Here is a 16800-nt window from a genome sequence, read left to right as displayed (position 1 = left end):
ATTAAAATAATTTTAGAATGAATAACAGAAAAAACCTTAAGGCGGTGGCGTACGGAGAAGTCCTGTGGGATGTTTTTGCAAATGAGAAAAAGATTGGCGGTGCACCATTAAATGTAGCCTTACGAATGAAAACGTTTGGCTGTGAAGTGGCCATGATCAGCTGCGTAGGCCATGATGAAGACGGAAAAGCAATTTTAGATCAGGTGAAAAGTTTAGGTCTGGATACCAATGCCATTATGGAAACAGAAGATTTTGCTACCGGAGTGGTAAATGTAACACTAAACGAACGTGGATCTGCCAGTTACGAAATAAGCTACCCAGCCGCATGGGACAAAATTCTACTGAATGATTTAGCTAAAAAAATAGTAGCTGATTCAGATGTCTTAATTTATGGAAGTCTGGTTTGCAGAGACAAAATATCCCGACAATCTCTCGAAGAATTGTTACAGGCTAAAGTCTATAAGGTTTTTGATGTGAATTTAAGAAAACCCCATTATTCCTATGAAATTCTGGAAAAATTAATGCATTCGGCTGATTTTATTAAGTTTAATGATGAAGAATTGTTAGAAATTACTGCAAGTATGGATTCACCGTTTACAACTCTTGAAGACAATATGAACTTCATAGCAGAAAAAAATAAAGTCACAGCTATGTGCGTAACAAGAGGAAAACATGGTGCATTATTAATGTGGGAAGGCCAGCTATATGAAAACAAAGGTTACCCTGTTGAGGTAGCTGATACAGTAGGCGCAGGAGATTCGTTTTTGGCAGCCTTAATTACCTCGTTGCTTTCCGGTAAAGATCCGCAAAATGCTATAGATTTTTCCTGTGCGGTAGGAGCATTAGTAGCTGAAGCTCCGGGTGCAAATCCTGAAATTTCATATTCCAGAATTGAAAGTTTGATGATGTAAGTAAAAAAACATCTTTTAAGACAAGGCCTAATATTCTTTTAATATTAGGCCTTGTTTGTTTGAAATCAGATTGGCAGGGTTATATTTAGTACTTCTATTATGAAAAGGTTTCTTTTGTCTGCTATATTTATTAAATTTAGTAGTTCAATAAATTGAAACCTGTAAAACTATGATTTTAGATATTAAGCGTTTACTGTCATTACTCTTGTTACTGATATTACTAATAAAGCCGAACACAGCTGCAGCCCAGCTATTGGGTTCGAATAAAACTGTAACGGAAGAGCCGGCAAAAACTCCGGAGGATTCCCTTGGAAGAAGAACACCACAGGGAACAGTGAATGGTTTTATAAGAGCTATAGGAGAGCAGAATTATCTTCGTGCCAGCCAATATTTTGTACTTAGCAAACGCTCATACCGCAGAACCGCTGAAAGAATACGTATTGCGAAAACTTTCCAACAGTTGCTGGATCAGGGCGGTAATTTATCACCTTCTTCGATTATTAGTAATAAGGAAACAGGACGTACTGATGATGATCTGGCAGCAGGAGAGGACCTTGTCGGAAATATAGCGGCCGGAAAAACAGTATTGCCTCTGTATGTAGAAAACCAGTCCGACGATAGCCAGCCTGCTGTATGGCTTTTCTCTGCAGCTACAGTAGAATCGATAGTTTCTGCTGATATCAGGGTAGAGAAAACTTTTCTGGACAGGATACTGCCTCCTGCATTAATAGAACGAAAATTTGGAAATGTGCCCATAGGACATTGGGTCGTAGTGGTTATTATGACTGTGGCTTCTTACCTGCTTTCCAGAATGCTGATTTATCTGTTTGTTTTTATGATACAAAAAGTATGGAAAAAATCGGCTACTGATAAAGGGACAGCAATTATAGAAGCTTTTTCATTACCTGTGCAAATGTATCTTACCGTAATTTTATTTATAGCCTTCACCCAGCGTATGGGAATTTCTATAGTAGTTCGACAACGATTTAGTATTATCCTGATTACCATCGGAATTACAGCTTTTCTTATACTGCTTTGGAGGATAACGGACTTTATCAGTATGTTTACACGCAGCAGGATGACGAGAAGAGGACGTATATCCGCTGTATCTGCCGTATTATTTTTAAGTCGTACCACAAAAGCGGCAATCGTTTGTATCGGTATAATTGCGCTCCTTGGTATTATTGGTGTAGATGTTACAGCTGGTCTTGCAGCGTTGGGAATTGGGGGGATCGCACTGGCTTTGGGAGCACAAAAAACAATAGAGAATTTTGTAGGCAGTGTAAGTCTTATCGCCGACCAGCCATTAAGAGTAGGGGATTATTGCAGAGTTGACGACATCAAAGGTACCGTAGAATCTATCGGGATGCGTTCTACTACGCTGCGCACGTCTGCCCGAAGCATTGTGACCATTCCCAACGGACAACTCTCTGCAAGTAAAATAGAAAATTTTGCCCATCGCGACCGTTTTATCTTTAATCCTGTATTCAATTTCAGAATGGAAACCACGCCTGATCAAATGCGTTACCTGCTGGTAGAGCTTCGGTCTTTATTGTATGCTCATCCTGCCGTACTCAATTCACCTCCTGTGGTACGTTTTACGGGTATTACAACCGATGCATTAAAAGTGGAAATTACAGCTTATATAGAAGCTTTTACTTTTGACATATCGCAGGAAGTGCAGGAAGATATTTTACTGCGAATGATGGATGTTATAGAAAATAGCGGAACATCTTTAGCATATCCTTCCCAAACACTTTATATGGCACGAGATAACAGAATGTCAGAAGAGAAAACTGAGGAGGTAGCGAAAACTGTTAAAAAATGGAAGGAAAATAACGAACTTCAGCTTCCTAAATTTGACCCTAAACGTGTAGAAGAATTAAAAGACAGTATTCAGTATCCGGGAGAAGGCAGTTACAAAGTTCCGGAAGAGTAAATGAACTTGTCGGTTCGAACTTTGAATATTATCTGACTTTAAATAAATTATTAAAAATGACCAAATTGTTTGTTTAAATAAGTAAAAAAAACTATCAGGTAAGTATGAATTACCTGATAGCAAACCAATTAAACCAAACAAACTTTATTTTTGAATATTTTTATTTTAAAACTGAAATTATTTGTCAAGAGGCTCATAAAATTCTGCTTCCACGATTGTCAATTCGCCGTTCTTTTTATCTCCTGACTTTAATCCCGCCTGATCCACTTTTCCTGTAATTTCGACAAGGTTTATCTCGTTACTGTCTTTAGTGGCGCCAGCTAATTCAATTCTGACTTTTTTACCTTTTGTTGGCTTGCATTCCAGAGTTACATATCCTAAACTGGTTGGTGTTGTACCATTGAATACTTCCTTATTGTCTACATAAATTAGGATGGGATATTTTTTGCTTCTCCATCCTGCAAATTTTATTACTGACTGACTGATTAGGGCTTCACGTTCTAATTCAAATTCAATTACCGGATTTCCGTCTTTACTGTTTGACCATTCTGTTAATTCATTATCATCATAACTTTTAGCAGCATCAGTCTGATTCGAAGCAGTTTTAGCGTCAATTATGGCAATCGGGGTTCTTGTCTTTTTAAAAGAAGGTGTACCTGGTGACGGGCCTTTTTTAGTATAAGACGGTAATTGATGATCCGGCATAACTGTCGTGAGTTTTGCATTATCTACAGCAATGGTTTTAATTACCAGGGTTCCCGTTTTAAGATTCTCAGAAGAAGCATTTATTTTAATCTCTCCTTGTTTCTCTCCGGCTCTTACCATAATTCGGTTAACGCCGCATTCAACCGGAATGTTTTTCGAACCGATGTAATTATCCGGTCCCTGTGCGATTCCGCCAATAAATGTTCCCTGTCCCTGAACATCAAAATTGATCATATTTAAAGCTGTCGGACAGCGGTTTCCTTTTTCATCTACCACTTCAACTTCAACAATTGCGACATCACTGCCATCTGCTAATGTTCCTCCCGGTCTTTGAATTGCAGTTAGTTTGACTGCAGCAGGTTTTCCGGCAGTTTTAATTTCTGTTTCACAGATTTTTTTGCCCGTTTTGTCATATCCAACAGCACGAATAGTTCCCGGTTCAAACTTTACATTTTCAAAGGTGAATAAAAACTGATAAGACTGAATGCCTTTTCCTAAGCTTTTGTTGTTGACAAACAATTCAACTGCATCAGCAGAGGATACAACAGAAATTTTTTTAGTAACAGAACTGTCGTAATTCCAGTGACCGATAATATGAGCACTAGGATTTTCGATATCTACCCATCCATCCCACATTACTTTATGCGCATAAAAACCATCTTTTGGAAGTCTCATTGGATCAACTTCACCACTTCTTCTGTAATTTTCAGCCCCTCTGAAATGAGTATTACTGTCTGAAAAAATAATATTAACACCGCCTGAGCTTACTCTTGTACCAGTCCCGGGGCGCTCACGATAATAATCATACCATCGTGTTACGTTTTCTATGGCATGAGCATCCTGATTGTGATTATAGGAACTAGCATCTGCTACTTTCGATCCATTGACATTGGTATGACTGGTACCACCTGTTCCTTCTTTATGAAAAGGGGGGGTAAACTCATCCCAATATTTGCGAAGACCTTCGTCACGACTGTATTCTGTAGCCCAAAAAGGAAGTCTTGCACTTTTGTTGATGTACAGCATTTCTCCGCCATATTCAGCAGTTTTGCTGTCAAGCATTTCCCTGCTTCCTATTGCACGTCCTCCATTAGGGTCGTATTTATCTCTAATGGCCTTCATTTCTGCCATGTGTTCTTCAGAAATGCTTTCATTTCCGCATTCGTAGAACAAAATACTCGGATTATTTCTGTTGTAAATAATGGCATCACGCATTAACTCCGTACGTTGTTCCCATCTTCTGCCTGTAACATCTTTTTCAGAGTCTCCTGCTGGCATCGCCTGAATCAGACCAACTCTGTCGCAGGATTCTACATCCTGTTTCCATGGCGTAATATGCATCCAGCGTACCAGATTACCATTGCTTTCTATCATCTGGCTGTTGCTGTAATCGCTCATCCAGGCTGGCACTGACATTCCCAATGATGGCCATTCGTTACTGGTTCGCTGTGCGTAACCGTGCATCATAATAACACGATCGTTTAACCAGATCATTCCTTTTTCGAATTTGGTTTTGCGGAATCCGGTGCGAATCGTGGTTTGATCTACAACTTTATTGTTTACAACCAATTCACTTTTAACATTGTATAAATAACCGTATCCCCAGCTCCAGAAATTCAGATCGTTCAAAGCTTTGGAAGCTTTTAGATCTTTTATTTCATTTGGTTCTATAGTAGCAGTTTCACCTAAAAAAGTAGCAACCACTTTTCCGTCCATATCAGCAACACTGATTTTTAGTTGTGCATTAACAGCTGATGTCTGTTCATTTTTAACTTGTGAAGAAACATTGATTAATGCTCTCTTTTTTGCAATATCAAAATCAGATGCATAAACGTAAGTTCCGGAGGTGCCTAAACCAGAAAATAGGGGCAAGGTTTGATACACATTTGATTTTATATGCAGATAAACATTCTTAGGGATTCCACCATAATTGGCATTGAAATTTTTATCGTTCCACTGAAATCCCGAGTCTGTCGCTTTCTCCTTGTATTTCCAGTCATTATCGGTTTTAACAGCAATTACATTTTCCTGAGGGAAAGGCTTTATTAATGAAGTAATATCAAAACCAAAAGCCATAGCGCCATTTTCATGTCTGCCAACAAACGTTCCGTTTACATAAATTTCCCCCATTTGTCTTACACCTTCAAATTCGATAAAGACTTTTTGATTTTTAGATTTTGCCGGAAGCTGGAATGTTTTTCGATACCAAGCTATGCCTGTAGGTAATCGTGTAATATCTACTTTAAATGCTTCTGATTGATTCCAGGCGTAAGGAAGATTTACTTTCGTCCAGTTTTTATCATTATAACTTGTATTTTTCGCCTGATCATCATCGCCTGTAAAAAGCCTCCAGTCATAGTTGAAATTGTATTTAATTCCGTCGGGGTTTTGTTTTTGGGCAAATGCAAAGTTTGCAAGCAGAAGCAATACAGTTAAAACAGGGTAAAAGAACGTTCTATTCATTTTAGACTCTTAATAAGTTAGTAATCTTTCAAAGCTTCTGCTAAAAACCTGTAAGAAGCTTTAGCAAATTTAGTTTTATACGCTGTTTTTCTGCTATCAAAGATTGCCAATACATATCATATTCTGCCATGTCAGGTTATGATAAGAAAGTGTTTTTTGGATGTATTAATCTGAAATTTAAGTGTTTAATGTGAAATGTAAAATGTAAAATGTAAAATGTAAAATGTAAAATGTAAAATGTAAAATGGCTATTGTTATTTGCCATATTGCGAAGGGCTGCAGCCAAAATGTTTCGAAAATGTTCTTGAAAAATTAGAAGCTTCTGAAAAACCAACTTTATAGGCAATCTGCGAAATACTGAGATCCGAATTTTTCAGAAGATTTTCAGCATGATCCATTCTGACTTTTGTAATAAATTCGTGAACAGTAGAACCGCTAACGGCCTTTATTTTTCTGTATAATTGTCTCTGGCTGATTTTTAATTCATTTGCCAGTATTTCAGCACTAAAATCGGTTTCTTCGATATGTGAGCTGATTATTTCAACAGTTTTCGCAAGGAAAACCTTGTCTAGGTTCGGTGATTCCACCTGAAGCTGACTGATACTATTGATGTGAGCTAATTTATTTTGGAGAATGAGTCTGTTGTCCAGAACGCTTTTAATCTGAGCTTTTAAGACTTCGACGCTGAAAGGCTTCATCACATAAGCTTCGGCACCTAATTCATACCCCTCAATCTGATTTTCATCAGATCCTTTTGCCGTTAATAAGATGATTGGGATGTGACAGGTGTTTTCGTTCATTTTGAGTTCTTTACATAGTTCAGTTCCCTCCATTTCCGGCATCATTACGTCTGAAATAATGATATCAGGAATGGTCTGTATAGCTGTTTCAAGGCCTTTTTTTCCATTGTATTCCTGAATTATGATATACTCATTTGATAGTTCATTATTCAAATAAGCCTGAACATCAGGATTGTCCTCAACTAGAAGCACTGTTAGTTTATTGGTTTCATCTTGTATAATCGTTAAATTATCAGGCGATTTGTCTTCTAAAGGTTCAATTAGTATTTCTTTACTTCGGTTAATAGACGTATCTGATGAAGCGTTAAAAGGCAATGAAATAATAACAGTTGTTCCTTGTCCTACAGTGCTTTTAATGGAAATTGTTCCATCTAAAAATTCAACAAGACTCTTTGTTAATGATAGACCAATTCCTGAAGAATATCCGTGAAAAGGATTGGGGCCTGAATTATTAAAAGGTTCAAATATTTTTTCTAATTCTTTTGCGTCTATACCAATACCATTATCCTGAACAGTGATTTCCAATGCACTTCTTGTACCGTTCAAATACGCTGAAAGCAAAACAGTACCTCCATCGGGTGTATATTTTAAGGCATTGGATATTATATTGATCAGAATCTGATCTGTTTTTTCGAAATCTAAATAACAATTCAGAGGTTCTTTTTCTATTTCAAGCGTAAAATCGATATTGCGTTTGTCTGCTATATATTTAAAAGTGTCGTAACATTCTTCGATGAATATATTAAAATTCTGTGTGCTGGAATTTAATTTTAATCTTCCAATTTCTGATTTTCTGAAATCTAAAATCTGCTGGATTAACCTTGTCAGATAGTTTAAATTTCTGTTGATTATTGAAAAATAAAGTGTCTTCTCATTTACTGATAAATTTTTATTTTCCAGCTGTTTTATTGGATCGGCAATCAGTGTTAGCGGCGTTTTTAAATCATGGGAAATATTGGTAAAGAACTCTAATTTCTCCCTATTCAATTCTTCCTGCTTTTCTGTATTCAGCCTTGCCAGTTTGATTTCGTTTTTTAGGCGGTCTCTGTACAAAATCTCTTTAAAAAACCAATAAACAAAACCAATTATGAGTACTACAAGCAGCATCTTAGCAAGAAGTGTATCATACCATGGCGCACTAATGTTTACTTCTAAAGTGTGGATTGGGGATTTTGTATCATTCGGGGAAATTATTCGGACTTTAAAAATATAGTTTCCCGGTGGTATTTTGTTGTAAATTACTTTACCGGAACTGGTTTTTATCCATTTATCGTCATAGCCTTCGAGCTTATATTCGAAGATTTCTTTATTGGTTCTGTTGTAATTCAGGGAAGCAAATTCTATTGTAAAACTTCGGTTTTCATAATCGAGTTGAATTTCTTTGGTTTGCGAAAGGTCCTTTGAAAGCACTTTTTTTCCATTAATGAGCTTCATCGGAATCACCTTTTCATTGACTAAATACAAAGATTTAAAAACAAGTTTATTATTCGCTTCTGCCGTTTTAATTTCATTGGGATTAAAAGCTACATATCCGTTTTTATCGCCAAAATATATTTTCTTTTCTAAAGGATCTTTATAGACAGCTCTTTCTGAAAAGGTCCATAAGCCAAACCGGTCTTCTTTCTGGTAATTTGAAACTTTATTCGAAGCAACATCAATCATTGAAATTCCCTGTTTGTGTGCAATCCAAAGATTTCCCTGACTGTCATCCGTTATAGAAGATATGTATGAATTTGGAATTTCAGAAAGAAGCTGGATTTTTTCAATCCGCATAGTACTGACAGAGGTGGAAATTTTGTTTAATCCTTCGCTGGTTCCTGCCCAGATATTTCCGCGTTTGTCTTTATGTAATGCAAATATGATATTATCTGAAGTTTTATAATTGAGATTTTTCCGGAATGAATTTAGCGGAACTGCATTAGATACCATGCTTTTAGAATCTAATTTTACACGTACAATACCATTACCTTCTGTTGCCAGCCAGAGTTCATTATTACTGACAGACAAAATATCCATTACGCTGTGTTCATTGATCTCTTTTGACAAATTAAAAAACCGGATGCTGTCATCGACTAAGTTAATACGTGCTATTCCGTTATAAAGACCAACCCACAAGTAATCAGAACCAATAGATTCCAAAGAAAATATAGACCATGTTTCTAATTTGGGAGCCAATTCTTTATTGATTACGGCTTTGCACCGGTTCGTTTTAGGGTCATAGCATTCAAGTCCGGTGATTCCTCCAATCCAGATTCGGCCTTTATTGTCTCTCAGTAAACTGCGTACATTCTTAATACTGCTGTTGGATTTATAAAAAGGATCGTTAGAATCCTGTTCATTATTTTTGTAAATCAGAATCCCTTCATCAGTACCAAGCCAAACTTTTTCTTCGGATTTTGTTACCGCTCTGACAGTTGCCAATTTGGTATTGCCGCTTCCTTTTCTAAAACTGTAATGCAGTTCAAAAGGATTGCGGTTCGGATTGGCTTTATAAATATCTCCGCCTCTGGTTCCGAGCCAAATAATATTCTGATTATCAATAAAAAAATCAGTTATATAATCATCCAGTAAACTTCCAGGGTGGTTGATATTGGCTGTATACTGAATCTCTTTTGCTAAGCTCAGATCATGTGAGGTGAAGAGGTGAGAGGATAAAAAATATCTTTTTCCGTCTACAATTTTATTTCTGTTTAGAGCATTAGAATTGCTGCCAAGATCTTTGACGACAGATTTAGGAACATTAGCAAAATTGACAATTTTAAAAGAATTTAGTTTGTAATTGAATTTTACATATTTATTGTCAAAGGTTAAAAACCAAAGCCCTGTTTTTTTATCAGAAATAATATTTCGTATCCGATTGTTAGGGAGCGATGTATTATCGTTTGGATTGTGATAATAAAAGTCAAATGTTTTGCCGTCGTATCTGTAAGCTCCATTCCAGCTTCCGATCCAGATATAACCTACAGAATCTTTTGCAATACCGTGTATTTGAGTTACGGGATTTACTTCTCTTCCGGTAATTTTTTCAAAAAAAAGATTTTGTGCATTTAAACCCGTTAAACACACAAAGTAGATAATTAAAAAAAAACTATAATTATTTTTACGACTTTCTGTTTGCATATTATTTAATCCGGCCTTTTACTGTTGGTTAACTTGTTGGATAAATTTATTATTTGAATTTTATAACGGACCTTATAAACTATCATGTAATTCAAATTCTGGCATAAACATTATTCCACAGGTGAATCAATTTTCCAAATATACCAATTACAGCGTCTTTAATTCATGAATATCTTTAATTTAATTTTGTGTTCTCAAATATTCAAAGGAAGGTTTATTTTAACGACAAAATTGATCGTGTCAAAGTTAGAAAAGTCTTTACACCAGAATTACAAAAACTCATTTTTACATTAATCCAAATTTCTAAATTTTAGCATTCAGAAATAATTATGTTCCTGTTTGAAAAAAAACAGAACGCTTCTTTTATTCATAAGTCACTCCATTTTAAATTTATAAGCTACTGGAAATTGTATAAATTCTGGCTGAAATTTAATACTTCTTAGTTCACTCTCGTTTGTACCTTTAATATACTTTAAAATGTTAATTATAAAAAAAAGTTATGGCAGAAATTAAAATTGAGAAAAAGAAGCCTTTATGGCCGTGGGTTATAGTAGTTCTGTTACTTGCAGCAATTATTTACTTTGTCTTTTTAAAAGATAATGAAACACGAGTAGAAAACACGTCAACAATCGAAAACACTACAAGTGCAGACACCATTAAATAATTTATAATATTAAAAATAGGATGTATGGAAAATAAAGATAGAAATTTATACAGATTAGACGAACTTTCTGGTTATAAAATTGCTTCGAATTACTCTGATGTGAGAGGATGGAAAATAGTAGATGCAGACAACCGGACTATAGGAAAAATAGACAATCTCTGGGTTAATAAAGATATGAAGCGTGTTGTTTATCTTGATGTTAACGTGGATAAAGCGTTAATAGAGGACAGCAAAAATGAGGTGCATGATGCTATAGCAGGAGACAATGGAAGGGAATTTATTTATAAGGATGGAGACAGTCATATCATCATACCTATTGGATCTGTCAGCATAAATAAAGATACGAAAATTGTCATGGCTAATAGTATAGGATATAATACGTTTAGAAAAACAAACAGATATAATCAGCATGATAATTTTGACAGAAATTATGAACGAAGAGTAATGAAATCTTACTATCCTGAGGATCAGTCCCGTTTTGAATCTGAAAGCGATGATGATTCTTTTTACAATCGCAGAGAATTTGATAGCCATTAATGCTGCTTATGGAGGCGATTTATACAACAAAAGCAATTATAAGCATATATAAAAAGATCAAACGTTTCTAAGAATGTTTGATCTTTTTTGATATAAAATGAAACTATTCATACATAAATAGAGATCAAGTCTGTATTAATTTATGCAAAAAAAAGATATCTGAAATCAATTAACGATTACGATCTCTTTCTCATTAGCAGCAAGGCGGTACCAAAACCCAATCCGGCAAATAACGCTAAACGTAGATTATTTGCTTTTTTTGATGGGGGATTTCCATAAACACGTAAAGGAGCTTTAGAGTTTTCCAGAACATTACCAGAATCATCTTTCTTATCATGATTAAGTTTCATTTTCATTCGAAGGGCTGCAGATGCTGTATTTATTACAAGTTTTGGGAATAATCGGTAAGTATTCGTGAGTGCTGCAGCTCTTAAATCGGGAAACAAGTCTTTTTGCGGATGTTTTGCCAATTCCACCATTTTACTTGCAGTATCATGCGGATCAGAAGCAATAAATGGAATTTTCATATCAAAACCAGAATACTTGGCAGAGTGCAAATTACCTGTAGAATTTTGTAATTGCGGATATAAATTGCAAATATGAATATGCTTTCGATTCGATATTTCGCCTTGCAGGCACTCCATCATACCTCTAATTCCGTATTTGGTAGCAGAGTATACAGCACTATATGGTGCAGGCATGAACCCTCCGATAGATACATTATTAATTAAAATGCCTTCATTTTGGTTTTTAAAAATTTTCAAGGCATTGTAAGCCCCGTGCAGGTATCCAAATAAATTGGTTTTAATTACCTGATGGTGAATTTCCAATGGAATTTCTTCAAATTTTCCACTGGCCATCACTCCGGCATTATTTACCCAGATATCGATTTTTCCATTAATAGCCAAGGCTTCTGCTGTCACTTTCTCAACATCTTCAGCGATTGAAACATCTGCAGATATACCAACAGCCAAAACATTTAATACGCGACAATATTCAAGTATTTCATTAATACCTTTTTGACCTCTTGCCACGGCAATTATATTACATCCTTCAAGCGCAAAAGCTTCTGCTGCAGCCCGGCCAACACCGCTGCTTGCTCCTGTTATAACAACAGTCTTTCCTTTAAGGCCACTGCTGTGTTTTTTAATATCTTCCATTTTATTGGTTATTATAATATTTTTATATAATCCGTAAAAATCTCTTATAATATCTTAATCCTCAGTATTTCATAACTTTTAAAAGTTTGAATTTGCAATTTAAGCTTAATATAAAACTATATGTTATATGATCACTCTTCATTCTTACAGGATTATGAATAGATAAGCAAGAACTTATGAATTACTGTAAAAACTGGACCATAAACTAGTTAGTAATTCCAGCTATCTTTGGCCTATAATTAGTATTACAAGCTTATATGTCAAATTTATCAATCAATTTTACTTATGTCAAAATTTCATCTCAATATTCAGGAGTTAGTTCAAGGAGAATTTATATTAAATAAAGTTAATATTGCATTTGTATTTCAGGTTAATTGTCCCGGTTGTTTTATATATGGTATTCCCTTAATTAATAACCTTTATCAATCGTTTCATAATGATGTTGGTTTTATAGGCGTAGCAACTGCTTTTGAAGATTTTGAATATAATAATGAAGTAAACTTAAAATTGTTATTGGGCGACGGTAAATTAGTCGGAGCAACAAAAAATTATTATATTATAAATTATGAGCTTTCTAACTATTCTGAAAAAATAAAATTTCCGGTAGCTTTCGACAGAATTACAACTTCTGAGCACTTAATAAATTCAGATAAGATTGAATTAATTTGTAATGCTCTTCCAAATTTTCCAAATTTTTCAAAAACAGAAAAAGAAATCTTAGTAGCAAAAATAAAATCACATTATGTGGAGATGCCATTAATTGCAGAAACCTTTACGTTAAATCAGTTACGCGGTACACCATCATTTATTATTTTTGATGATGAGTATACTATTTTAGGACAGCATTTTGGTCATATTAATGAGGATATTTTAAAAAGAAGATTAGAACATTTCCTAGGTTAATTTTAATCTGTGTAAATATTGTTGTATATATTTTTATTATTGATAAAAGATATGTTAACATAAAAAATGCCCCAAATAGATCTAACTTTTTGGGGCATGTTCATAAATATTGAAGAGTTTTATATTTACATTTTATTTGGAAAAATAAAAAAGGTAAAAAAAATTGAAATTAAGCTTGCAACTGCCCAGGAACGCATCCAAAATAATAAAAATCCGGATTGGTCACTACAATTAATACAGGCTAATGTGAGTGTTATGAACAGTGTGGTGATCAGATTTTTTAACACTTTTGACAGAAAGTCCCGAAGGTATATTTTCACTACTAATGTTTTAGTTTAAATTAATTAGTTGGGGACCAAATTCTTCATAGAAAATATTTTCCCGACTTACGTTTAGATTCAGCAGACTTTCATATTGGTTTTTTATAAAGATTTCAGGACCACAGATGTAAAATTTAGCACCTTCGATAAGAATCGAATCACTGCACTTTTGTAGATCAACGCGTCCTAAAGATATGTTTTCCGGAAGATTTTTTTCATCCTCAGATGTATCATAAAAAGTATGAGTCTCCAGCCATTCTGTATTTTGTTTTAACTCCTCAATCTGATTTTTAAATGCATGTACGGACTCATTTCTACAACCATGGATCCAGACTGTTTTTTTGTTTTGCAAAGCATTCATGTTGGTTTCCAGCATACTCAGCATAGGGGTAAAGCCAACACCTCCGCTTATCAATACTAACGGATTTTTAGAATCTTTTTCTAAATGAAAAAGACCTGCCGGAGCAGAAATTGAAATTATATCTCCTTCTGATTTTAAATGCATTGCATTAGATACCATTCCTGATGGATTAGAATTCATACCGTTTTCTTTTTTTACAGATATTCTGTAATATTCAGAATTATAAGAAGTGGATAAGCTATACTGTCTCGGTTGCAACAGGTTTAATTCTTCTATAAAAACCTGAACACTTATAAATTGTCCGGGATGAAAATTAGCAATTTCTTTCCCGTCCTGCGGATACAGATAAAAAGATTTAATTTCTGCAGATTCCTGTTCTATTCTTTTTATAATAAAGTTTCTCCATCCGTTCCAGCCACCTTCTTTTGATAAATTTTCAGCATATAAACCTTTTTCTACATTGATCATGATGTCAGCAAGCTGAAAAAAAGCAACAGTCCATGCTTCAAGAATTTCATCTGTTGCCGGTTCGCCTATGACTTCTTTTATCGATGCTATAAGGTGTGTGCCTACTATTTTATATTGTTCGGGCTGGATGTTCAGGCTGGTGTGTTTAGAACCTATTCCTTTAAGAACGCCAATTAATACACTGGGATTTTCAATATTTTCGGCATAAGCCAATACTGCGTTGGCCAGTGCTGACTTTTGTCTTCCGTTTGCCTGGTTCCCCATATTGAACATATTTCTAAGTTCAGGATGATGTTTGAACATTCGTGCATAAAAATAATCGGTAAGGTCTTCACCGCTTTCTCGTAAAATTGGAACTGTGGCTGATATAAGTTGTTTTTGATAATTATTCATTATTTACTTTTTTTAGCATGTATTAAATATTTGGAATGCAGTATTGTAAAGCGCTTTGTTTTCTGCATTTACAAATTTAAAGCACTTATGAAGCCTGAATTTATGATTGAAATCATAAAATATAGAAATAACGATATTTATTAATTTCAAAATAATGCAGAATGAAGTACTGATTACAATTATTTTCAAAATCCTTGTGGGAGGTTTTTGATACAAAAAATATTTACCAACTTAGTGAAATCGACATTGCATCACATAATTAAAATATTTCTTCTAAACTAAAAATGGATATTCCTTTAGCGGCTGTTTTTGGCGCTTTTGCTAATTTTTCTGCCAGAAGTGAAGTTGGCAACGGTTTAAATTTTCTCATGATACCAATGGAGTTTAATGCATTTAAAACTTTTACCATAATCTTTTCGCCCAGACGATCTGTACCTTCGCGCAAAAGAAGTCCGGGTCTGAAAATAATATATTGTTCAAAATGAAGCGCTTCAATCTTATCTTCTAATCTTCCTTTTAATTGTGAATAAAAAACGTTGCTTTGTGCCGAAGCATTATAAGAAGATAAAAGTACAAACGAAGATATTCCGTTCTCTTTGGCTAATCTGGCAAATGCTGCAGGAATATCAAAATCTATTTTAAGCTGATTTTCTTTTGAGCCGGCTGCTTTTAGCGTTGTTCCTAAACAGGAAAAGAGAACATCTCCAACTATCAGATCTTTGTAATTATCAATAGCAGAAAAGTCTATAATGTGTTCTGTTAACTTAGGATTCTGCTTTCCAGTTGCCCTTCTCACAAAAATGATAACATTGGTGTAAGCTGCATCTTTTAAAAGCTCTTCAACCAGAAATTCTCCGGTTGAACCTGTCGCTCCAATAACTAGTGCTTTCATAATGTTTTTTTAAATGTTGTTCAAAAATTAAAATCAACGGTATATAATTTCATTGCATTTGCTTTTCCTCTTAAAAGTATTTCTCCCTGATGTATATAAATCACAGGCAGATCCCGGGATAATGCATTTTTCATTTCTTCTGAAATAACAAAATCATGGTTAAAATCATTGCATTTGCATTGAATTCTCGAAGTTGTATTGAGAAGATCGCCATGAAAAACAATTTCTTTTTTTACTTTTCCAACCAAGGTTGTTACAGCTTTTCCAATGTGCATTCCGGCTTTAAATTTGGGGACTATATTGTAATTTTCTAAATAATATTCTTCCCGACGTTTTATACATTCTTTCAGCAAATAGAAGCAATACAGACATCGCTCGCCTTTTAATCCTGTTGACGTTTTCCAGGTAAGAATGATTTCATCTCCGGCGTACTGGTAAACTTCTGCTTTTGAAGCCAAAATGGCATCAGTAAAATCATTAAATAAATCCTGTAATAATCTGCTGTACCGAATATCGCCAAGTTGTTCTGCCATAGCTGTGGAGGATTTGACATCGACAAACATAAAAATTCTTTCTTCCTGAACAGGCTGGTGATATTTGCCCGTAAAATAATTATAAAAAAATCTGCTGCTCAACAAGCTGCTTACTTCTAAAAACAAAATCAAAAAAATGGATGCTAAAAGCGAAAATATAAAATCTTCAAACAAGCGGTTTTTAAAATATTTGAAAATAGCTTCCTGATATGAAATATGTCCGAGTAATTCTGTAAAAATAACTACAAACAAAATCAAAAAGAGTATTATACAAAAACTGTAAATAAATGCTTTTAAAAGTGTAGATTTTATAAAAGAATAGTTATTTAATCTTATAAATGACTTCTCAAAAGCAATCACCACAAAACCAATCGAAATTCCGATTAATGTTCCCGGCAGTAACTTCAAATGATTGTAATAAGAACCAGCATTGCTAACTGCGCTATAAAGTAAACCCAGTAATCCACCGGCAACAATGGCTTTAAAGATCAAATCATATTTTTTATAAAAATGTACTTTCGGCAATTCCATATTTCAAAATTGATTACTCTATAGCTGTTTAATAACTTCAAAGCTAATCAAAAGATATACAGAATATTATTTTTTTGATGATTTTGATAGTGGAAAAAGT

11 protein-coding genes are annotated in these 16800 nt (G+C 34.5%); 5 read left to right on the top strand and 6 right to left on the bottom strand.

Annotated elements, in window-relative coordinates:
* Positions 1 to 17 precede the first annotated feature (17 nt).
* Both DMB68_RS07110 and DMB68_RS07105 read left to right on the top strand, forming a co-directional pair.
* Positions 18 to 911, top strand: a complete 894-nt coding sequence (locus tag DMB68_RS07110; RefSeq protein ID WP_110345914.1) for a carbohydrate kinase family protein — start codon at positions 18 to 20, stop codon at positions 909 to 911.
* Positions 912 to 1080: 169 nt separating this feature from the next.
* The gene (locus tag DMB68_RS07105) at positions 1081 to 2850 is read left to right on the top strand and encodes a mechanosensitive ion channel family protein (protein WP_110345913.1); all 1770 of its coding nucleotides are present in this window, start codon (positions 1081 to 1083) and stop codon (positions 2848 to 2850) included.
* 177 nt (positions 2851 to 3027) lie between these two features.
* Here DMB68_RS07105 and DMB68_RS07100 read toward each other — a convergent pair whose 3' ends face one another.
* A complete protein-coding gene (locus tag DMB68_RS07100; RefSeq protein ID WP_110345912.1) occupies positions 3028 to 6018 on the bottom strand; it encodes a glycoside hydrolase family 2 protein in 2991 nt (996 codons plus the stop codon).
* Between the two features lie 254 nt (positions 6019 to 6272).
* Positions 6273 to 9938 (bottom strand): hybrid sensor histidine kinase/response regulator transcription factor, encoded by a 3666-nt coding sequence (locus DMB68_RS07095; protein ID WP_110345911.1) that lies wholly within the window; start codon positions 9936 to 9938, stop codon positions 6273 to 6275.
* Between the two features lie 499 nt (positions 9939 to 10437).
* On the opposite strand from DMB68_RS07095, the gene DMB68_RS23350 reads away from it, so the two are divergent.
* Both DMB68_RS23350 and DMB68_RS07090 read left to right on the top strand, forming a co-directional pair.
* Positions 10438 to 10602: a hypothetical protein gene (locus tag DMB68_RS23350; RefSeq protein WP_165830106.1), complete on the top strand. Its 165-nt coding sequence runs from the start codon at positions 10438 to 10440 to the stop codon at positions 10600 to 10602.
* Positions 10603 to 10626: 24 nt separating this feature from the next.
* Positions 10627 to 11139, top strand: a complete 513-nt coding sequence (locus DMB68_RS07090; RefSeq protein ID WP_110345910.1) for a PRC-barrel domain-containing protein — start codon at positions 10627 to 10629, stop codon at positions 11137 to 11139.
* Positions 11140 to 11315: 176 nt separating this feature from the next.
* Here the strand turns inward: DMB68_RS07090 and DMB68_RS07085 are convergent, their stop codons facing one another.
* The gene (locus tag DMB68_RS07085; RefSeq protein WP_110345909.1) at positions 11316 to 12299 is read right to left on the bottom strand and encodes an SDR family NAD(P)-dependent oxidoreductase; all 984 of its coding nucleotides are present in this window, start codon (positions 12297 to 12299) and stop codon (positions 11316 to 11318) included.
* Positions 12300 to 12584: 285 nt separating this feature from the next.
* Here DMB68_RS07085 and DMB68_RS07080 point away from each other — a divergent pair, with 285 nt between their 5' ends.
* Positions 12585 to 13202: a hypothetical protein gene (locus DMB68_RS07080; RefSeq protein ID WP_110345908.1), complete on the top strand. Its 618-nt coding sequence runs from the start codon at positions 12585 to 12587 to the stop codon at positions 13200 to 13202.
* A 330-nt stretch (positions 13203 to 13532) separates the two neighbouring features.
* On the opposite strand, the gene hmpA is transcribed toward DMB68_RS07080, so the two are convergent.
* The 3 genes from hmpA to DMB68_RS07060 all read right to left on the bottom strand — a co-directional run bounded on the left by hmpA (position 13533) and on the right by DMB68_RS07060 (position 16700).
* A complete protein-coding gene (gene hmpA / locus DMB68_RS07070) occupies positions 13533 to 14744 on the bottom strand; it encodes an NO-inducible flavohemoprotein (RefSeq protein ID WP_110345906.1) in 1212 nt (403 codons plus the stop codon).
* A 259-nt stretch (positions 14745 to 15003) separates the two neighbouring features.
* Positions 15004 to 15636, bottom strand: coding sequence for an NAD(P)H-binding protein (locus DMB68_RS07065; protein WP_110345905.1), 633 nt, complete (start codon positions 15634 to 15636; stop codon positions 15004 to 15006).
* Positions 15637 to 15656: 20 nt separating this feature from the next.
* Positions 15657 to 16700, bottom strand: a complete 1044-nt coding sequence (locus DMB68_RS07060; protein ID WP_110345904.1) for an adenylate/guanylate cyclase domain-containing protein — start codon at positions 16698 to 16700, stop codon at positions 15657 to 15659.
* Positions 16701 to 16800: the final 100 nt, after the last annotated feature.

The organism is Flavobacterium hydrophilum (genome assembly GCF_003202405.1).
Taxonomy (GTDB): Bacteria; Bacteroidota; Bacteroidia; order Flavobacteriales; family Flavobacteriaceae; genus Flavobacterium; species Flavobacterium hydrophilum.
This window is presented reverse-complemented; position numbering and strand designations above follow the sequence as displayed.